Genomic DNA, 19,747 nt, shown 5'->3' on the forward strand with positions numbered 1-19,747 from the left:
ATAGTTCAGCGCTCAACTAGGTTGGGACGGGTACAGGACGCGTACGGAAGGAAGATCCACCCATGACCACCAGCGTTGAGCCGACCGAAGCCTTGAACCTCCCGCAGGACGTTCAGGACCTGTTGTTCCGCGAGGCCCGCACCGCGAACAGCTTCAGCGACGAGCCGGTGACCGACGAGCAGATCCGCGCGATCTACGAGCTGGTCAAATGGGCCCCGACGTCGATGAACAACCAGCCGCTGCGTGCGCTGGTGATCCGCACCGAAGAGGGCAAGAAGCGCCTCGCCCCGCTGATGTCCGAGGGCAACCGTGCCAAGACCGAGGCCGCGCCCGTGACCGTCGTGCTGGCCGCCGACACCGAGTTCCACGAGAACCTGCCGCGCACGTTCCCGCACTTCCCGGGCGCCAAGGACCTGTTCGCCGACGAGGCGGGCCGCGTCGAGACCGCCAAGCTCAACGCGCTGCTGCAGGTCGGCTACTTCATCATCGGTGTCCGCGCCGCCGGCCTGGCCGCCGGACCGATGACCGGCTTCGACGCCGAGGGCATCGACAAGGAGTTCTTCGCGGACAAGCCGTGGAAGTCCCTCGTCGTGATCAACGTCGGCAAGCCGGGCGACAACCCCTGGTTCGACCGCCTGCCGCGGCTGGACTTCGACGAGGTCGTCGAGACCGTCTGACCTCGTTCCTCGACACGCGAAGGCCTTCTTCCGATGGGAAGGAGGCCTTCGTGCTGTTAGGGGTAATGCGTGTGAACCCTGTCTCGGGTGACGACTAGCATCACGCATATCCGAGTTGATTGAACTAAGGAGTCCATCGTGTCCCAGCCGTCGTCAGTAGCAGCCGCAACCGCCCCTCGCGTGGTGGTACCGGCGGGCACTACGGCGGGCACCGCGGTCCGCGAAGCCGGGCTGCCGACCAAGGGGCCGGACACGATCGTCGTCGTGCGCGACGCCGAGGGGAACCTCCGCGATCTCTCCTGGGCTCCGGAGTCCGAGGTCGAGGTCGAGGCGGTCGCCGCCAACACCGAGGACGGCCGCAGCGTCATCCGTCACTCGGCCGCCCACGTGCTCGCCCAGGCCGTGCAGCAGCAGTTCCCGCAGGCCAAGCTCGGCATCGGGCCGCCGGTCAAGGACGGCTTCTACTACGACTTCGCCGTCGACACCCCGTTCACCCCGGAAGACCTGCAGGCGCTCGAAAAGCGCATGAAGCAGATCGTGAAGGGCGCGCAGCAGTTCTCCCGTCGCGTCTTCGACTCGGTCGACGAGGCGAAGAAGGAACTCGCCGACGAGCCGTTCAAGCTCGAACTGGTCGACATCAAGTCCGATGTGGACACCTCCGAAGTGATGGAGGTCGGTGGCGGCGAGCTGACCATCTACGACAACCTCGACCCGCGCACCAAGGAGCGCGTGTGGAGCGACCTCTGCCGCGGCCCGCACGTGCCGACCACCAAGTTCATCCCGGCGTTCAAGCTCACCCGCGTCGCCGCCGCGTACTGGCGCGGCGACGACAAGAATCCGCAGCTGCAGCGGATCTACGGCACCGCGTGGGAATCCACCGAGGCGCAGGACGTCTACCTGGAGCGCCTCGCCGAGGCCGAGCGGCGCGACCACCGCAAGCTCGGTGTCGAGCTGGACCTGTTCTCCTTCCCCGACGAGATCGGCTCGGGGCTGCCGGTGTTCCACCCCAAGGGCGGGATCATCCGGCAGGAGATGGAGAACTACTCGCGCCAGCGGCACGTCGAAGCCGGGTACGACTTCGTCTACTCGCCGCACATCACCAAGGGCGCGCTGTTCGAGACCTCCGGTCACCTCGACTGGTACCGCGACGGCATGTACCCGGCGATGCACCTCGACGCCGAGCACAACGAGGACGGTTCGGTCCGCAAACCCGGCCAGGACTACTACCTCAAGCCGATGAACTGCCCGTTCCACGACCTGATCTTCCGTTCGCGCGGGCGTTCCTACCGGGAACTGCCGCTGCGGATGTTCGAGTTCGGCTCCGTGTACCGCTACGAGAAGTCCGGCGTGATCCACGGCCTGACCCGAGTGCGCGGCATGACGCAGGACGACGCGCACATCTTCTGCACCCTCGAGCAGGTGCCCGGTGAGCTGAAGTCCCTTTTGGACTTCGTGCTGAACCTGTTGCGCGACTACGGTCTCGACGACTTCTACCTCGAGCTGTCCACTCGGAACGAAGAGAAGTACATCGGTTCCGAAGAGGTCTGGGCCGAGGCGACCGAGGTGCTGCGCACCGCCGCCGTGGACTCCGGCCTGGAGCTCGTGCCGGATCCCGGTGGCGCCGCCTTCTATGGGCCGAAGATCTCCGTGCAGGCGAAGGACGCGCTGGGCCGCACCTGGCAGATGTCGACCATCCAGCTGGACTTCATGCTGCCCGAGAAGTTCGAACTGGAGTACACCGCCGCCGACGGCAGCCGTCAGCGTCCGGTGATGATCCACCGCGCGCTGTTCGGTTCGATCGAGCGGTTCTTCGGCGTGCTGACCGAGCACTACGCGGGCGCGTTCCCGGCGTGGCTGTCGCCCGTCCAGGTGGTCGGCATCCCGATCACCGAGGACCAGGTCGAGCACCTGCGCGGGGTCGAGAAGGCGCTGCGGGCCAAGGGGATCCGGGTCAACGTCGACGCGAGCGACGACCGGATGCAGAAGAAGATCCGCACCCACACCACGCAGAAGGTGCCCTTCATGCTCCTGGCGGGCGCGAAGGACGTCGAGGCGGGCGCGGTGTCGTTCCGGTTCCGTGACGGCGGCCAGATCAACGGTGTCCCGGTGGCCGACGCGGTCGAGGCGATCGCCGGCTGGGTCCAGCGCCGCGAGAACGCTTCGCCGACCGTGGCGGGCTTGGAGGCGGTACTCCGGTGACGGGCCCCGATGGCCCTGAAGTCGTCGGACAGGACGGTGTGGGGGTCCCGGACGCGTTGCAGCGCCTGTGGACCCCGCATCGGCTCGCCTACGTGCAGGGGTCCAAGAAGCCCGACGAGGGCTGCCCGTTCTGCCATCTTCCCGAGAAGAGCGACGAGGACGCGCTGATCATCGCGCGCGGGAAGACCGTGTACGTGGTGCTGAACCTGTACCCGTACAACCCGGGCCATCTGATGGCCGTGCCGTACCGCCATGTCGCGGACTACACGGATCTGACGGCTGAAGAGACCGTCGAGGTGGCGGAGTTCACCCAGCACGCGATGCGGGTCATCCGGGAGGTTTCGTCGGCGCACGGGTTCAACATCGGGATGAACCAGGGCGTGATCGCCGGCGCGGGGATCGCCGCGCACCTGCACCAGCACGTGGTGCCGAGGTGGGGCGGCGACGCGAACTTCATGCCGGTGATCGGGCATACGAAGGTGCTGCCGCAGTTGCTGGGGGAGACGCGGCAACTGCTTGCGGGTGCCTGGTAGATCGATCGTAAGTACATGAAGGCCCCCTTCCTCGCGCCAGACGCGAGGAAGGGTTCAGCGCGTCGAAGGTCCNGCGGATATCGCGCGCCTGCAGGAAGTGCTCGGCAAGGTCAAGGAAGGCGTGCAGTTCTGCGAGGAAGGGGGCCTTCATGTACTCGGTGCCCCCGGATGCAATGAACGGTCCTTTCCCTGGCAAATTTCGCAAGGGAAAGGACCGTTCCTAGCGCGCGCCGGTGATCGCCCGGGGTGAGGGCGAGGCTCAGGCGTTGAGCGCGGCCTGCAGCTCGATGTCGATCTTGACCTTCTCCGACAGGAAGGCGTTGCCCTCCGGGCCGATGCCGAAGTCGCGACGGTTCACGGTCGCGGTGGCCGAGACGCCGAGGGTGGTGGCGTTGTCGTTCGCCGGGTTGGTGCCGATGCCGTTGAACTCGGCCTCGAGCGAGACCGGGACGGTCTTGCCGCGCCAGGTGAGCTCGCCGTCGATGACGTAGTCGCCGCCGTCCTCGCGGATGCCGGTCGAGCGGAACGTGATGACCGGGTGCTCGTCGACGTGGAAGAAGTCCTCGGACTTGAGGTGCGTGTCGCGCCCGTCGACACCGCTGGCGACCGACGAGGCGTCGATCTCGACGGTGACCGACGAGTCGAGGATGTTGTCGGCGGTGACGACCTCACCGGTGAAGGCGGTGAAGTTGCCCCGGGACTTCGCCAGGCCGAGGTGCTTCACGGTGTAGGCGATGTCGGAGTGGGCGGTGTCGATCGTCCACTTGCCTGCGACGTAGCCCGGGATCTCGGTGGTGGTCATGAGAGTCGATCTCCAAAAAGTCTGGGTGCGTTCGTGGTGAACCCTCGTCTGGTTGAGCGCTCAACCACGACTGTAGCGCAATTTGGTTGAGCGTTCAACCAGGGGTAGAATGGGTGGCATGTCCGAACCCCGATGGCTCTCCGACGAGGAGCAAAAAGTCTGGCGCGACTTCTCCGCGGCCACGCGAATGCTGCAAGCGCACCTGGAGGGCCAGCTTCAGCACGAGGCGGGCATGCCCCACACGTACTACGAAGTGCTCGTCGCCCTGTCCGAGGCGCCGGACCGGCGGCTGCGGATGAGCGAGCTGGCCGACGCACGGAAAGCGTCACGCAGCAGGCTCTCGCACGCGGTCGCGCGGCTCGAGGCGAACGGCTGGGTCCGCCGTGAGTCGTGTCCCACCGACAAACGCGGTTCCTGGGCGGTGCTGACCCCGGAGGGTTTCGCCGCGCTGGAGGAGGCCGCGCCCGGGCACGTCGAGGCCGTCCGCGAGAGCCTCTTCGACCCGCTGACCCCCGAACAGGTGAAGGCGCTCGGCGAGATCAGCGCCGCCGTCCTGGGGCGGCTGTCGCCGAAATGCGCCGCCGCCGAGGCGGAACTGGCGATGCGGGAAGAGACCTTCACGGATCTCGGGGACTCGGCCGAACTGGCCAAAGCGGACTGACCGGAACCCGGTCCGGGGGCGGGCGCGACGACGAGTGTCGGTGCGGGTGGATAGGCTTCGGGCGGCCACCCGACCCTGCTGCTTAGGTGCACCTGAAGAACCGATGCTCAACATTTTCGCGCGCGCCTCCGTTTCCCGCGTCACCGACCCGATGGGGAAGGTGCTCGTGCGCGCCGGGCTGACCCCGAACGCGATGACCGTCATCGGCACGGCCGGGGCGGTGCTGTGCGCGCTCGGGTTCTTTCCCAACGACATGCTGCTGTGGGGCACCTTCACCGTCTGGGGCTTCGCGATGCTGGACCTGCTCGACGGCGCGATGGCCCGCGCCCGCGGGTACGGCACGGCGTTCGGGGCGGTCCTCGACGCGACCTGCGACAGGCTGGTCGACGGCGCGTTGTTCGCCGCGATCGCGTGGTGGTGCTTCGTCCACGACGACAACCGCCCTGCCGCGGCCGCCGCGCTGATCTGCCTGGTGCTCGCGCAGGTCATCTCGTACGTCAAGGCCCGCGCCGAGGCCTCCGGGCTGGAGGCGGACGGCGGGCTCGTCGAACGCGCGGAACGCCTGATCATCGCCCTCGTGGGAACCGGGCTGCACGGTCTGGGCGTTCCGTACACCGTGGACATCTCGCTCTGGCTCCTCGCGGTGCTTTCGGTGATCACCCTGCTGCAGCGGACGGCCGCGGTGGCCAAGGCGGCGAGGGCGGCCAAGGCGGCCGGGCCACCCGCCGCGGAGGGCGGGGCATGAGCGGGTTCTCCCAGCGGCTCAGCGACTTCGGCTACGCGGCGGGCTGGCGGCTCGCGCGCTGGCTGCCGGAGTCGGCGGGCGCGGTGACCTTCGGGCTGGGCGCCGATCTGGCCGTCCGGCGGGACGGCGGCGGCGTCCGCCAGCTGCGGCGCAATCTCGCCAGGGTGGTGCCGCAGGCCGACGGCGTCGAACTCGACGAGCTGACCCGCCGTGCGATGCGCTCCTACGCCCGCTACTGGCACGAGATGTTCCGGCTGCCCTCGATGGACCACAAGGAGGTCAGCCGCAAGGTCGCCCAGTCGATCACCGGGGTGGAGAACCTCGACGCCGCCCTCGCCGAGGGCAACGGCGCGGTGATGGCGCTGCCGCACAGCGGGAACTGGGACGCCGCCGGCGTCTGGCTCGCGGACTATCTCGGCGGTTTCACCACGGTCGCGGAGCGGCTGAAACCCGAATCGCTGTACCAGCGGTTCGTGTCCTACCGGGAATCGCTCGGCTTCGAGATCGTCCCGCTGACCGGCGACAGCTCCGCGATGCGCGTGCTGCTCAAGCGGCTGCGGGAGAACAAGGCGATCTGCCTGGTGGGGGACAGGGACCTGACGAATTCCGGCGTGCCGGTCAAGTTCTTCGGCGAGCAGACCCGCATGCCGGGCGGGCCCGCCAGGCTGGCCGCCACCACCGGCGCCGCGCTGATCCCGGCCGGCTGCTGGTTCACCGAGGACGGCTGGCAGATCCGCCTGCACCCGCGGATCCGGGTCACGAACCGGTCCGAGGTCCCCGCGGCCACCCAGGCGCTGGCGGACATCTTCGCCGGGGACATCGCCGCGCATCCCGCCGACTGGCACATGATGCAGAAGTTCTGGCTCTCCGACTTCGAAGCCGGGGAACAGGCCGCCCTCGGCGAAGCGAGCTGAGCCGATGGCTCAGGCGCGGGTCATGAAGATCGGGATCGTCTGCCCGTACTCGTTCGACGTACCGGGCGGCGTGCAGGGACACGTCATCGATCTCGCGAAGGCGTTGCTGGCACGCGGGCATCAGGTCTCCGTCCTCGCTCCGGCGGACGAGGATTCCGACGTCCCGGATTTCGTCGTCCCGGCGGGGAAGGCGCTCGGCATCCCGTACAACGGCTCCGTCGCGCGGTTGCAGTTCGGCCCCGTGTCCTACGCCCGGGTGCGGCGGTGGATCCGCGACGGTGACTTCGACGTCCTGCACCTGCACGAGCCTGCCGCGCCGAGTCTTTCCCTCTTGGCGTTGAAGGTCGCGGACGGCCCGATCGTGGCGACCTTCCACACCGCGACGACGCGTTCGCGCACACTTGCGGCGTTCCAGCCGGTGCTGCGGCCGCTGCTGGAGAAGATCACCGCGCGGATCGCGGTTTCGGCGCTGGCCCGCAGGGTCCAGGTCGAACACGCCGGCGGCGACGCGGTCGAGGTGCCCAACGGCGTCGACGTCGACTTCTTCTCCCGCGCGCTCCCGCTGGACGGCTACCCGCGCGCGGGTGGCACGGTCGGGTTCGTCGGGCGGTACACCGAGCCCCGCAAGGGGATGGGAGTACTGCTGGAGGCGTTGCGGATGCTGTTGCCGGAGTTCGAGGAGCTGCGCCTGCTGGTCGTCGGCCGTGGCGACGCCGATCAGCTCCGCCGTGAGGCCGGCCCTGAGCTGGCGCCGCATATCGACCTGCTCGGCCAGGTCGACGACGAGACGAAGGCGCGGGCGCTGCGCAGCGTCGACGTCTACTGCGCGCCGAACACGGGCGGCGAGAGTTTCGGGATGATCCTGACCGAGGCGATGGCGGCGGGCACGCCGGTGCTGGCGAGCGGGCTGGATTCGTTCCGGCGGGTGCTCGACGACGGCAAGGCCGGGATGCTGACCGAGACCGGTGACGCCGCGGCGCTGGCCGACGGCCTGCGCGAACTGCTCGGCGACCCGGCCCGGCGGGTGTCGCTGGCGGCGGCCGCGGGGGAGCGGGTCGCGATGTTCGACTGGTCCGTGGTCACCACACAGGTGCTGCGCGTGTACGAGACCGCGATCGCCGCCGACCCCCGGCGCGTCGGCGCGGGTGAACGCGAGTTCAGCCGATGACGACCTGGGTGTGGATCGGTGGTCTCGTGGCCGCGATCGTCGTGCTGGGCGGGCTTTTCCTGCTCGCGACGGCGAACAGGCTGGACAGGCTGCACGTCCGGACGGACGCGGGCTGGGCGGCGCTCGACGCCGCCCTCGCGCGGCGCGCCGTCGTCGCGAGGGCGGCCGCGGCGATCCTGGGTGACGAGGAGCTGCGCGCGCTGGCCGAGCGTGCCGAGCGGGCGCCGAGGCCGGATCGCGAAGCCGAGGAAAGCGAGCTGACGTTGCGACTGGCACGCGTCGACCGAGCGGCCCTGCCGGCGCCGCTGGCCGAGGAGCTGACCGACGCCGAACACCGCGTCGTCATCGCGCGGCGCGTGCACAACGACGCCGTCCGGGACACCCTGCACTTGAGGCGGCGGCGGAAGGTCCGGTACTTCGGCCTCGCGGGGACCGCCCGGCTTCCGGAATACTTCGAGATCGCCGAACCCGAGCTGTAGGAGGACGAGCCCATGAGCGAGCGGCTGCTGGTGGCGGTGTTCGCGACGCCCGTGGCGTCGTTCCTCTTGCGCTACGGCAAGGACCTCGGCTTCAAGACGGTGCTGTTCGAGCCGGACGGCGCACGGGTGACCGACGTCGGGGACGGCTTGGACGCCCTCACGACGGTGCCGGACCTCGGTCCGGACGCCGACGTCGTCGTCACCGATCACGACCGGCCCGAGCTCGGCGACGTCCTCAAGGCCGTGCTGGACCGCCCGACCAGGTGGGTCGGCGTACTCGGCAATCCGCGCCACGCCGGCCCGCACGTCGCCGCGCTCAAGGCCTTGGACGTTCCCGACCACGAGATCGCCCGGGTCCATCGCCCGGTCGGGCTGAACATCGGCTCACGCACGCCGCCCGAAATCGCCGTCGCCACCCTGGCCGGTCTGCTGGCCGACCGGAACGGGCGACCGGGCGGCTTCGAGTTTCAGTAGGCCACCGCCCCTTCCGGCATCGGCTCGAACCGGGCGTGCCTGCGGGTGAACGTCGCCGTGCCCGAGGTGAGCGAACGCAGGTCGATCGCGTAGCGCAGGAGCTCGACCGCGGGGACCTCGGCGCGGATGACCGTGCGTCCGCCTTCACCTGATTCGGTACCCAGCACGCGGCCGCGCCGGGACGAGAGATCGCCCAGCACGGTGCCAAGATGCTCGTCCGGAAGCCGTATCGCCACCTCTTCGAGCGGTTCGAGCAGCGCGATCTTGCCCGCCGCGGCGGCTTCCTTCAGCGCCAGCGCGCCTGCCGTCTGGAACGCGGCGTCCGACGAGTCGACGCTGTGCGCCTTGCCGTCGATGAGGGTCACCCGGATGTCGATCAGCGGATGGTCGTCGACGATCCCTCGCTGAGCTTGGGCCCGGACCCCCTTTTCGACGCTCGGGATGAACTGGTGCGGCACCGAGCCGCCGACGACCTTGTCCACGAACTCGAAGCCCGACCCCCTCGGCAGCGGTTGGACCTCGATGTCGCAGACGGCGAACTGGCCATGCCCGCCGGACTGCTTGACGTGCCGTCCGTGCCCGCGGCCCGGACCGGCGAAGGTCGAACGCAGGCTGATGCGGACGGGCTCCGTGTCCACGTCGGCGCCTCCCGCGCGCAACCGCGACAGCACGACGTCGGCGTGGGCCTCGCCCATGCACCACAGCACGAGCTGGTTGGTCTCTGCGTTGCGGTCCAGCCGGAGCGTCGGATCGCCCGCGACGAGCCGGGAAAGGTTGCGCGCCAAAGTGTCTTCGTCGCTGCGGGTCTTCGCGACGACGGCGACCGGCAGCAGCGGTTCCGGCATCGCCCAGGGCTTCATGATCAGCGGATCGTCCGGTGAGGAAACGGTGTCGCCCGTTTCCGCCGAGCCGACCTTGGTGAGCGCGCACAGGTCGCCCGCGACGCAGTACGGGACTTCGCGCAGGTTCGCCCCGAGCGGCGAGTACAGATGCGCGACCCGTTCGTCGGTGTCGTGATCCTCGTGCCCGCGTTCGGCGAGGCCGTGGCCCGAGACGTGCACCGGTCGTTCGGGGCGGAGCGTCCCGGAGAACACCCGCACCAACGACACCCTGCCGACGTAGGAGTCGACAGCGGTCCGGACCACCTCGGCCGCCAGCGGGCCGTCGGGATCGGCCCGGAGTCCGGCGTGCGGTTCGCCGGTGGGGGAGGTGACCTCCGGAGGGACGTGCTCCAGCGGCGAGGGGAAGGCGCGCACGATCCCGTCGAGGATTTCGGCGAGTCCCACCCCGGTGGTCGCGCACACGGGGATCACCGGATGGAAGGAGCCGCGGGCGACCGCGGTTTCGAGGTCGGCGATCAGCGTGTCCTCGGCGATCTCCTCGCCGGCGAGGTACCGGTCCATCAGGGACTCGTCCTCGCTCTCGGCGATGACCCCTTCGATAAGTTCGTTGCGGGCCTCGGTCATCCGGGCGAGATCGGCCTCGTCCGGCTCGCCGACCTGGGGTGGGAAACCGTTCGAATAGTCGAAGTAGCGGCGCGTGATGAGCCCGACGAGCCCGTCACGCGCGGGCAGGTACAGCGGCAGGACTCCGGCGCCGAAAGCCTCCTGGCAGGCCGCGATCTCGCCTTCGGGGTCGGCGCGGTGATGGTCCATCCGGGAGACGACCACCGCCCTCGGCATGCCGACGGCGGCGCATTCCTCCCAGACCGCGATCGTGGCCGCGTCGACGCCTTCCGCCGCGCAGACCACGAACAGCGCGGCGTCGGCGGCTCGAAGCCCGGCGCGCAGTTCGCCGACGAAATCGGCGTATCCGGGGGTGTCGATGAGGTTGATCTTGTGGCCCTGATGCAGCACCGGCGCGACCGAGAGGCCGACCGACCGCTGCTGCCGGACCGCCGCGGGGTCGTGGTCGCATACCGTGGTGCCCTCGACGACCGAGCCGGCCCGGGTCACCGTGCCGGACGCGGCGAGCAGCGCTTCGGCGAGTGTCGTCTTGCCTGATCCCGACGGGCCGACCAGGACGACGTTGCGGACCTTCGCCGGGTCGTCCACAGCGACGGCGGCCCCGGAGTCTCCGTTCTTGCTCTGTTTCTCGGCCATGCCGGTCTCCTCACCACACGATGCCGCGTACAGGTGTGTCCTCGATCACACACCCGCGACGGGCGTCGCGGCAAGGCGACCGGCGAGGGAACCCCCGAATGTCGACGCGCCGTTATGCTCGATGGCGGACACCCGGAGGCGGATCCGACGGTGGGGGATGAGCGATGGAGCTCGACAGGCGAACGGTGTTGCGGCTGGCGGGGGCGGTCCCGGTGATGGCGGCGGTGCCCGCGGAGCTTCCCGGGGGCGGTGGTCCGTGGGAACGGTTGCGCGCCCGGTTGACGGGTGAGCTGTTCCGGCCCGGCGACCCCGGGTACGACGAAAAGAGGCTCGGGTTCTTCGGCCTCTACGACCATCGGCTGCCCGCCGGTGTCGCGGTCTGCGCGAACGAGGACGACGTGCGGCACTGCGTCGATTTCGCGGCCAGGCAGCGGATTCCGATCGCGGCCCGCTCCGGTGGGCACAGTTACGCCGGCTATTCCATTGTGGACAAAGGGTTGGTCGTCGACCTGTCCCGGCTGAACACGGTCGAGATCCTGCCTGGCGGCCGCGCGGCGATCGGGGCGGGCGCGCGGCTCGGCCAGGTGTACGAGGCCTTGGCCGCGGCAGGGCGCGCGTTGCCCGCCGGCAGTTGTCCCCAGGTCGGCATCGCCGGGTTGACCCTCGGCGGCGGGATCGGCGTCTTGGCCCGTAAGTACGGGCTGACCTGCGACAATGTGGAATCTGTCCGCTTCGTCGGCGCGGATGGCGAGGTACGCCCGGTGTCGGAGGAGACCGCGCCGGACCTGCTGTGGGCGTTGCGTGGCGGTGGCGGCGGCAACTTCGGCATCGTCACGTCGTTCACCTTCCGCACGGCGGCGGCCAGGACGCTGACGAACTTCACCCTGGTCTTCCCGCCCGTGGTGCTGGCCGCGCTGGTCGCGGCCTGGCAGGAGTGGCAGCCCGCGATGCCGGACGACCTGTGGTCCGGGATGGGCCTCGGCGCGACGGCCGCGAACTGCGGTGGCTGCTTCGTGGGCACCGCCGCGCAGGTGAACCCGTTGCTGGATGATCTGGTCCGCCGCGTCGGCACCCAGCCGACCAAACGAGAGGTGACCGAGCAGGGCCACCTGGCGACGATGCGCGCCTTCGCCCAGGAAGCCGAGTTCCCCGCCGCGGTCGCGCAGCGCGGGGAGTATGTGGCCACTTCGCGGATGCTGACGCGTCCGGTGCCCGACCCCGACGCGCTCGCGACGTTGCTGAGCAGCGATCCCCATCTGTACTCGATCGTGGACGCGTACGGCGGCGCGATCGCGCGGGTGCCGTCGAGTGAGTCGTGCTTCCCGCACCGGTCCGCGCTGGGCAGCGTTCAGATCATCCGTGGCCTGGAGGGCGGCGAGGCGTACGCGCGCCAGGTGATCGGCCGGGTCCGGGACGAACTCGGCCGCGAATACGGGCGGGCCGGGTACGTCAACTACATCGATCCGGAGATGCCCGAGTGGGCGAAGGCGTACTACGGCGACAGCCTGCCGCGCCTGCGCCGGGTGGCGCGGAAGTACGACCCGGACGGCCTGTTCGCCTTCGAACAGGGCCTGGCCCGCTAGCTCCCGTTCGCGGTTGGTTCTCTGGATGCGGTAGTTGCGCGTGCAAGTACCGCATCCAGAGAACCAAATGCGGGCCAGATCACCCAGTGGACTGCTGAAATCGCCGCGAACTGGCCTGCTTCAGAGGTCCAAAACCGGCCTACGCTCGGAGGCGTCATCCCACCTCGTGCGCTTTCCGAAAGGGTCCAGCAGTGTCTGACGACTCCACGAACACGGCCACCACCTCGCTCACCGGCACGGCCCGGGTCAAGCGCGGGATGGCGGAGATGCTCAAGGGCGGTGTGATCATGGACGTGGTCACCGCCGAACAGGCGAAGATCGCCGAGGACGCCGGTGCCGTCGCCGTGATGGCGCTCGAGCGGGTTCCCGCGGACATCCGCGCCCAGGGCGGCGTCGCCCGGATGAGCGACCCGGACCTGATCGACGGCATCATCGAGGCCGTTTCGATCCCCGTCATGGCGAAGGCCCGCATCGGTCACTTCGTCGAGGCCCAGTTGCTTCAGTCGCTCGGCGTCGACTACATCGACGAGTCCGAGGTGCTCACCCCGGCCGACTACGAGAACCACATCGACAAGTGGGCCTTCACCGTGCCCTTCGTCTGTGGTGCGACCAACCTCGGCGAGGCGCTGCGCCGGATCAACGAGGGCGCGGCGATGATCCGCTCCAAGGGCGAGGCCGGCACCGGCGACGTCTCGAACGCGACCACGCACATGCGCAAGATCCGCGCGGAGCTGCGTCGCCTCTCCTCGCTGCCCGAGGACGAGCTTTACGTTGCGGCAAAGGAACTTCAAGCCCCGTACGACCTCGTCAAGGAGGTCGCGGAGAAGGGCAAGCTCCCCGTCGTGCTGTTCACCGCGGGCGGTATCGCGACTCCGGCCGACGCCGCGATGATGATGCAGCTCGGTGCCGAAGGCGTGTTCGTCGGCTCCGGCATCTTCAAGTCCGGCAACCCGGCGCAGCGCGCCGAGGCGATCGTCAAGGCCACCACCTTCTACGACGACCCGGACGTCATCGCGAAGGTTTCGCGCGGTCTCGGTGAAGCGATGGTCGGGATCAATGTCGACGACGTGCCCGAGCCCCACCGCCTTTCCGAGCGCGGCTGGTAACCCGACGCCCCAGGACGCGCGTGTGTCTGGAGCCGGATCACGCGTGTTCCGGGACGGACCTGGGAGTTCGGCGTTCAAGCACGCGAGTTCGCCGGAACCGGGCCGCCCGGACGGTGATCGCTTATAGGGTTCGGCGTATGAGTCAGTCGATCCCCTTCACCGACCTCAACTTCAAGCTCGCTGTCGTCCAGGAGCTGATGTACAACCAGGAACTCCTGCCGAAGTTCGACCTGGGGCAGTACGCCGCCGGGAAGGGCTTCACCTACGACGGCGGCAGCGTCGAGGCGGTCCCTGAGGCCTTGGCCTACTTCGCGGAGCTCGAGGTCCCCGTCGAGCTCGCGGAGAAGATCACCGAGATCGAGATGGACGGCGGCAACGAGATCTACCTCGAGATCGCGCCGAACTGGGACGGCGAGGACTCCCTGTTCGACGTCGATGAGTTCGCCGACGTCGCGCACTTTCCCCACCTGAAGTCGATGACCCTGCTCTACACGGGCAAAGACGAGGTCCTGGAGACACTGCGCGCCCGCGGCATCGAGGCGGACTGGGTCTGACCGGTCACCAGCGGATCTAAGCGGATGCACCTCGTTCCCTTTTCGACCGCTTAAGCATCGGGTAGCGGATCACGGGACCTTGATCCCGGCGTGCGGAGGGCACGCCGGGATCAAGGAGGACGAATGCGCAAACTTCGGCTCGTTTCCGCGGCCTTGGGTGCCGCCGCGATCGCGACGGCACTCGTCGCGACACCTGCTTCGGCCGCGACGGACGAGGCGGCCGCCTTGAAGTCGGCCGGGGTCGACACGGCGAAGCTCGCTCCCGGGTGGAAGGTCGTCGGGGACCAGATCGTCTGGAACGGTGGGGAGACCACGCTGTCGTTGTCGCCCAGCGCGGCCAGCAATTGCCAAGCGAACTATGTGTGCCTGTACGAGCATCGCGACTTCGGCGGACGGCGACTGCAGTTCCGGGACCCGGGGCTGAAGAATCTGGTCGATTACGGATTCAATGACCAGATGTCGTCTTGGCACAACCGACGCGGAGTCGACGCCCGCTGGTACTACAACATCGGCAGCGGGACCAGTCGCTGCATGCAGGCGGGAGCCCGATCGTCGTACGTGGGCAACGCCGACAACGACCAGGCGAGTTCGTTGAGAATTTACACTTCGGCCAGTGCCTGCTGAGTAGGACGTTCCTTCGAATGCCGGACGCCACCCTCGGATATTTGTGACACTCTCGGGTTGGGTGTCTCGAATACTGGGGGAGAAACGGTGAAGGAAAAGAATTATTTCTATCGTTTGTTCGGTGAACCCGCGGCCGCCCTCGGCGCCGAGTTCGACCAGGACGTCCACCCTGCGGCGAGCGCCGNGCCGGGCCGCGCGCATGCGTTCCGCGAAGAGCTTCTTCGCCGTCTTCTCCAGCTTCGCGGCCCACCGCAGGCGCGCCGGGTCTTCGCGCTCCTGCTGATCGAGGCTGGACGCCCGGTGCCCCTCGACCGGATAATCGACGAGCTTTGGGGCGAGACGCCACCGATTTCGGCGAAAGTTCAGGTCCAGGGTCTGATATCGGGTCTTCGCAGGGCTTTGCGCGCGCCGACCGGTGGAACGCCGATTCTCACCAGGGGGGCGGCATATCTTCTCGACGCGGGGCCCGAGGAGACCGACGCCGGCCGGTTCACCTGCCTCACCGCCCAGGGTCGCGGACTGCTGGCCCGCGGCTGCCAGCTCGAGGCGGCCCAACGGTTCCGGGACGCGCTCGAACTCTGGCGCGGGCCGGTGCTCGCCGGGATCCCGGCGGCGGCCGAGGTCGTCGCGCACTGGGAGGAAGAGCGCCTTTCGGTGCTGGAAGACAAGGCCGACGCCGAACTCGGGCTCGGCGAACACGACAGGCTCGTTCCCGGGCTGCGTGACCTGCTCGCCGCGGCCCCGTTCCGTGAACGGGTCTGCGGACAGCTGATGACCGCGCTCGCCCGCGCCGGCCGGGTGGCCGAGGCGCTCGACGTCTACGCCGGATGGCGCCGCCGGCTGGTCGACGAACTAGGCGTCGAGCCTTCGCCGTCGATTCGCGCGTTGCAGTGCGAGATCCTGCGCGAGGGCCGGGGCAGGGCCACCCGCGAGTATCCCGCGTACCAGGAACCCGCTGTGCCGAGCCAGTTGCCGCCGGGGATCCCGGACTTCGTCGGCAGGGACGCGCTCATCGCGGACTTGCTCGGGGAACTGGGCAAGGACGACGGCCGCGACACCCCGCCCGTGCTGCTGCTGACCGGCGCGGGCGGGGTCGGGAAGTCTTCGCTGGCGATCCGGCTCGCCCACCGGGTCGCGGACGACTACCCCGACGGGCGGCTGTTCGCGGCCCTGCGCGGAACCACGAACGAGCCGAGGCCGCCGGAAGCCGTACTCGCCGGTTTCCTGCGTGCCTTCGGCGTTCCCACCGACGAGATCCCGGCCGACGTCGACGAATGCGCCTGCCTGTTCCGCAGCCTGGTCCACGGCCGTCGCGTGCTGCTGGTCCTGGACGACGCGGCCGGCGAGGCGCAGCTGCGCCCGTTGCTTCCCGCGTCCGGCGGCTGCGCGGTGATCGTCACGAGCCGGTTCTCCCTGGCCGGTCTCGAACTCGGCCGCAAGGTCCCGGTCGGCTTCCTGCCGCTGGAGGACGCGGAGGCCTTGCTCTCGAAGCTCACCGAGATCGACGAAGACCCCGTTGCCGCCCGGCAGGTTCTCGACCATTGCGGTGGGCTCCCGCTGGCGTTGCGGATCGCCGGCAGCCGGATCGGCGACCGCGCGGGCTGGCGGCTCGCCGACGTCGCGGGCGAACTGTCCGTCGAACGGCGACGGCTGGACTGGCTGCGCACCGGGGATCTCGCCGTCCGCGGCAGCCTGGCCCTCGGGTACCGGCAATTGACGCCGGACCGGCAACGGCAGTTCCGAAGACTCGGTCTGCTGCCCTCGGCCGATTTCCCGGTCTGGGCGGCGGCGCTGGCGGACGGCGGCGAGCCAGAGGCGACGTCCCGCGCGCTCGAAGACCTGCGGCATCGGCATATGGTCCAGCCGGTTCCGCGGGCCACCGGCGCACCCCGTTACCGCCTGCACGAACTCTTGCGCGCGTTCGCCGTCGAGCAGGTCGCGGCCGAGCCGGAACAGGTACGCGCGGAGACGATCGAGCGGGTGCTCGGCGGTTGGCTCTGGCTCGCGGAGAAGGCCGCGGATCGGTTGTCCCGGAGCGTTCTGCGGCCCGAGCCCGGCGGCGCGACCCGGACCTCGCTCGACGAAACGCTGGTGACCGAACCGCTTTCGTGGTTCCGATGCGAACTGCCCGCGCTGGAGGCCGCCGTCTCGCACGCGGCGGATGCCGGACTGGGCGAGCTCGCCTGGGAACTCGCCGTCGTGACCGGGTCTTACTTCGACCACAATGGACTGTATGCGGAATGGTCGCGGTGCCATCGGTGCGCGCTCACCGCGGCGAGGGAGTCGGGGTGCGCACGCGGGGAAGCCGCGCTGCTGAGGGGAATCGGCCAGATCGACCTGTACCGGGACGACTTCCGTGCGGCGGGTGAGGCGCTCACCGAGTCTTGCCGGATCAGCGAGCGGATCGGCGACTCCGCCGGGCGGGCCAGGGCGCTGACCGGACTCTGCGTCCTCGCCCGCGCCGCCGGACGGCCCGAGGAATCGCGCGCGATCGCGAGGCGGGCACTGGCGCTCTTCCTCGAGATCGGTGACGTCCTCGGCATGGCGCACGCCCATACCTCGTACGCCGTCGCGAGCGCGGAGCTCGGCCTGCTCGACGAGGCGGAGGCGGCGCTGGACGAAGCCGGACGGCTGTGCGCCGAGCTGAACGACCCGCACCGCATGGCGCTCATCCTGCGCAGGCGAGGCCAGCTGTACTTGCGGCGCGAAGACCGGCGGAGCGCGATGTCCTGCCTGCGCCGCGCGCTGGAACTGCTGGACTCGCTCTCCGACGAGATCTGTGCCTCGCGGGTCCGGCTGGACCTCGCGCGGGCCCCCGCGAAGGTGCTGATCGGGAGCTAGCTATTTGCTCGGTAAGGCAAATATGGCGAGATCGAGCCTATGCGGCGAACGGCTTGTTCGCCTGAGTGCCCACAGGGGACAGCCGCTGACGACCGAATGTCCTATTGATGACCCTATGCGCAGTTCGGCGCAGGGGTCGTGAGTGGCGTTTCGGGTTAGAACCCTCATTGCCACTCGCCACCCCCCGCGCGAAGTGTCCAAAACGGACGCCTGGACCTGCTTCCATATCCCTTGTGGACAGTCAGGTCGCGCCAGGTTCTTGGAGTTCCGGTCCCGTCGCCGGCTTCATCACGACACGTTTGCCTTACCTGTCAAATTGGTGGTGCGCCACCGTCCCGTCGGCAGTGCGGGGACCCGGTGGCCGCGGTGACCGGTCATCTCCTCGTTCGCGAACAGGGCGTTGAGCACCGCCTCTTCGGTCGCTTGCACCACGGCCTCGAAGAACGGGTCGAGCCTGCCCCACGGAACGAACCGCAGGCTTTCGTACTCGGCCTCCTCCGTCCGCGGGAACCGGCTGGTGAGCGCTCCCGGGTTCGCCGTGCTGAAGGCGAGGAAGAGATCGCCGGAGAAGTGGGAGCCGGCGGTGCCGGTGCGGGCGAGGCCGAGCGGGACCCGGCGGGCGAGCGCGGTGCACTGGCCGGGCAGCAGGGGAGCGTCGGTACCGACGATCACGATCACCGATCCCGCGCCGGACGGCGCCGCCCAGTCCTCCTCCATCGGGTTGTCGGCGCCGAGTTCCACGCCGACGTGCTCGCCCGCGACGGTGAGTTCGCGACGTGAGCCGAAGTTGGCCTGTACCAACGTTCCCACGGTGTACTCGTCGTCCCCGTAGGACACGACGCGGGAGGCAGTGCCGGTTCCGCCCTTGAAGCCGTAACAGGTCATCCCGGTACCGCCGCCGACAGAACCTTCGTTGACCCGACCCGTGCGCGCGGCGTCGATCGCGGCGATGGCGTGTTCGCTGTGGATAGTCGGTGCGGTGCTGTCGTTCAGATAGCCGTCCCAGGTCTCGGCGACCACCGGCAGCAGCCATTCGGCGGCCACGTCGGGCCGTTCCCGTACCACCCAGTCGATCGTGCCGCGATGGCACGCGCCGACGGCGTGCGTGGAGGTGATCAGCACCGGCAGGGTCAGCGAACCCGTCTCGGCCAGCCACGCGGTGCCGGTCATCTCGCCGTTGCCGTTGAGGGCGTACGTCCCGGCCGCGCACGGCACGGCGAAATCCTCGCGTCCGCGCGGCAGGACGGCGGTGACGCCGGTGCGCACCGATTCGCCTTCGACGAGGGTCGTGTAACCGACCTCGACGCCGGGGACGTCGGTGAGCGCGTTGTGCTCGCCGGTCCGGCCGGGCAGCGGGACACCCAGATCGCGGGCGCGGGTCATGGACGGTCCTCCGAGTGTTCGTAGGTGAACCCGCGTCCGCGATCGACGTCGGCAGGGTTCTGCATGGTCATCCAGGTCGCCAGAGTGCTGAGGGCGCCCTGCCACCGCGATAGCGGGGCCTTCGGCAGGGGCGGGTTCACGCGTTCGGTCCCTTTTCGGGTGCATCTTCAGCTCCGCCGACAGGCGCCAAGGGGTTCGAGGTGACTGTGCGGGCGTAGGAGAGCAGCATCGCTTCGGCGGTGGCGGTTTCCAGCGTCGGCACGGCCTGCGTGAGGTGCAGGCCGTAGCCGTCTTCCAGCGCGACGAGGTTCCGCGCGATCGACACCGCGTCCGCGGCCAGCGTGAACTCGCCGGTGGCGGCGCCCGCTTCGAGGATGCCGGTGTAGATCCGGACCTGCTGCTCGTAGAGCGTGATGTGCCGTGCGGCGTACACGGGATCACGGCGGGCGATGGTGCCCAACTCGTAGAGGAGTACGCAGAGTTCGTCGTCAGGACCAGTGGGCAGGCCGCTGCGGATCATGGCCAGCAGCCGGGCGGACGGGGTCGTCTTCGCGCCCGCGGCCTGCTCTCTCGCCGAACAGAACCGCGCCACCGCCTCGCGCTGCACCTCCTGGAGCAGATCGGTGAGGGTGGGGAAGTAGTACAGGACCGAACCCGGCGACAGGCCCGCGCCCTCGGCGACGTCCCTCAGCCGCAGGTTCAGCACGCCGCGTTCGAGGACGGCCTGTCTGGCCACCTCGATCAACTCGGTACGCCGCTCCGCTGCCTTGCTCGGTCTCGCCATGCGTTCATTCTTCGAATCTTGTTCGAAAAACGCAAGAGCTGCGCGCGATCAGCTCTTGACGTCAAACGGTCGAGGGCTTTTGATGCGTGCTCAACGGTTTTTCGAAGGAGATTCAAGG

Annotated in this window: 18 protein-coding genes and 1 pseudogene; 15 read left to right on the plus strand and 4 right to left on the minus strand. The window is 69.2% G+C overall.

Annotated elements, in window-relative coordinates:
- Window positions 1-62: 62 nt before the first annotated feature.
- The 4 genes and pseudogenes from LCL61_RS22025 to LCL61_RS22040 all read left to right on the plus strand — a co-directional run.
- Window positions 63-677, plus strand: a complete 615-nt coding sequence (locus LCL61_RS22025; RefSeq protein ID WP_125683095.1) for a malonic semialdehyde reductase — start codon at window positions 63-65, stop codon at window positions 675-677.
- 180 nt (window positions 678-857) lie between these two features.
- Window positions 858-2,876 (plus strand): threonine--tRNA ligase, encoded by a 2,019-nt coding sequence (gene thrS, locus LCL61_RS22030; protein ID WP_340681447.1) that lies wholly within the window; start codon window positions 858-860, stop codon window positions 2,874-2,876.
- Window positions 2,873-3,409: an HIT domain-containing protein gene (locus LCL61_RS22035; protein ID WP_340681448.1), complete on the plus strand. Its 537-nt coding sequence runs from the start codon at window positions 2,873-2,875 to the stop codon at window positions 3,407-3,409. Before thrS ends, LCL61_RS22035 begins: the two co-directional genes overlap by 4 nt.
- 73 nt (window positions 3,410-3,482) lie before the next feature.
- Window positions 3,483-3,581: pseudogene (locus tag LCL61_RS22040) on the plus strand (recombination mediator RecR); the annotation flags it as partial.
- An 87-nt stretch (window positions 3,582-3,668) separates the two neighbouring features.
- Here the strand turns inward: LCL61_RS22040 and LCL61_RS22045 are convergent.
- Entirely contained in the window at window positions 3,669-4,211 is a 543-nt protein-coding gene (locus LCL61_RS22045) for a YceI family protein (protein ID WP_034307837.1), read from the minus strand.
- Between the two features lie 118 nt (window positions 4,212-4,329).
- On the opposite strand from LCL61_RS22045, the gene LCL61_RS22050 reads away from it, so the two are divergent.
- The 6 genes from LCL61_RS22050 to LCL61_RS22075 all read left to right on the plus strand — a co-directional run bounded on the left by LCL61_RS22050 (window position 4,330) and on the right by LCL61_RS22075 (window position 8,652).
- On the plus strand, window positions 4,330-4,872 hold the full coding sequence (locus LCL61_RS22050) for a MarR family winged helix-turn-helix transcriptional regulator (RefSeq protein ID WP_340681449.1): 543 nt from the start codon (window positions 4,330-4,332) through the stop codon (window positions 4,870-4,872).
- 103 nt (window positions 4,873-4,975) lie between these two features.
- The gene (pgsA, locus tag LCL61_RS22055) at window positions 4,976-5,617 is read left to right on the plus strand and encodes a phosphatidylinositol phosphate synthase (protein ID WP_125683102.1); all 642 of its coding nucleotides are present in this window, start codon (window positions 4,976-4,978) and stop codon (window positions 5,615-5,617) included.
- Window positions 5,614-6,531 (plus strand): phosphatidylinositol mannoside acyltransferase, encoded by a 918-nt coding sequence (locus LCL61_RS22060; RefSeq protein WP_034307832.1) that lies wholly within the window; start codon window positions 5,614-5,616, stop codon window positions 6,529-6,531. The genes pgsA and LCL61_RS22060 overlap by 4 nt, the downstream gene beginning before the upstream one ends.
- A gap of 22 nt (window positions 6,532-6,553) precedes the next feature.
- Window positions 6,554-7,699: a glycosyltransferase family 4 protein gene (locus tag LCL61_RS22065; RefSeq protein ID WP_219153844.1), complete on the plus strand. Its 1,146-nt coding sequence runs from the start codon at window positions 6,554-6,556 to the stop codon at window positions 7,697-7,699.
- On the plus strand, window positions 7,696-8,178 hold the full coding sequence (locus LCL61_RS22070; RefSeq protein ID WP_340681450.1) for an NUDIX hydrolase: 483 nt from the start codon (window positions 7,696-7,698) through the stop codon (window positions 8,176-8,178). The genes LCL61_RS22065 and LCL61_RS22070 overlap by 4 nt, the downstream gene beginning before the upstream one ends.
- 12 nt (window positions 8,179-8,190) lie before the next feature.
- Complete coding sequence (locus LCL61_RS22075) at window positions 8,191-8,652, plus strand: XdhC family protein (RefSeq protein WP_340681451.1); 462 nt, start codon at window positions 8,191-8,193, stop codon at window positions 8,650-8,652.
- On the opposite strand, the gene LCL61_RS22080 is transcribed toward LCL61_RS22075, so the two are convergent.
- Window positions 8,646-10,754 (minus strand): elongation factor G-like protein EF-G2, encoded by a 2,109-nt coding sequence (locus LCL61_RS22080; protein WP_340681452.1) that lies wholly within the window; start codon window positions 10,752-10,754, stop codon window positions 8,646-8,648. The genes LCL61_RS22075 and LCL61_RS22080 overlap by 7 nt on opposite strands.
- Before the next feature lie 164 nt (window positions 10,755-10,918).
- Between LCL61_RS22080 and LCL61_RS22085 the strand changes: the two genes are divergently transcribed.
- The 5 genes from LCL61_RS22085 (at window position 10,919) to LCL61_RS22105 (ending at window position 17,462) form a co-directional block, all read left to right on the plus strand.
- Window positions 10,919-12,337 (plus strand): FAD-binding oxidoreductase, encoded by a 1,419-nt coding sequence (locus LCL61_RS22085; protein WP_340681453.1) that lies wholly within the window; start codon window positions 10,919-10,921, stop codon window positions 12,335-12,337.
- 257 nt (window positions 12,338-12,594) lie between these two features.
- Window positions 12,595-13,443 carry a pyridoxal 5'-phosphate synthase lyase subunit PdxS gene (gene pdxS / locus LCL61_RS22090; RefSeq protein WP_233621832.1) on the plus strand — a complete coding sequence of 283 codons (849 nt, stop codon included), beginning with the start codon at window positions 12,595-12,597 and terminating at the stop codon, window positions 13,441-13,443.
- A gap of 137 nt (window positions 13,444-13,580) precedes the next feature.
- Entirely contained in the window at window positions 13,581-13,997 is a 417-nt protein-coding gene (locus LCL61_RS22095; protein WP_340681454.1) for a DUF6892 domain-containing protein, read from the plus strand.
- A 123-nt stretch (window positions 13,998-14,120) separates the two neighbouring features.
- A complete protein-coding gene (locus tag LCL61_RS22100) occupies window positions 14,121-14,621 on the plus strand; it encodes a peptidase inhibitor family I36 protein (RefSeq protein WP_340681455.1) in 501 nt (166 codons plus the stop codon).
- 300 nt (window positions 14,622-14,921) lie between these two features.
- The gene (locus LCL61_RS22105; protein WP_425342060.1) at window positions 14,922-17,462 is read left to right on the plus strand and encodes a BTAD domain-containing putative transcriptional regulator; all 2,541 of its coding nucleotides are present in this window, start codon (window positions 14,922-14,924) and stop codon (window positions 17,460-17,462) included.
- A gap of 288 nt (window positions 17,463-17,750) precedes the next feature.
- On the opposite strand, the gene LCL61_RS22110 is transcribed toward LCL61_RS22105, so the two are convergent.
- Together LCL61_RS22110 and LCL61_RS22115 are read right to left on the minus strand one after the other, a co-directional pair.
- Window positions 17,751-18,845, minus strand: a complete 1,095-nt coding sequence (locus tag LCL61_RS22110) for a P1 family peptidase (RefSeq protein ID WP_340681457.1) — start codon at window positions 18,843-18,845, stop codon at window positions 17,751-17,753.
- Between the two features lie 136 nt (window positions 18,846-18,981).
- Window positions 18,982-19,629 (minus strand): TetR/AcrR family transcriptional regulator, encoded by a 648-nt coding sequence (locus LCL61_RS22115; RefSeq protein WP_340681458.1) that lies wholly within the window; start codon window positions 19,627-19,629, stop codon window positions 18,982-18,984.
- Between the last annotated feature and the right edge of the window lie 118 nt (window positions 19,630-19,747).

This window comes from Amycolatopsis coloradensis (assembly GCF_037997115.1).
Lineage (GTDB): Bacteria > Actinomycetota > Actinomycetes > Mycobacteriales > Pseudonocardiaceae > Amycolatopsis > Amycolatopsis coloradensis_A.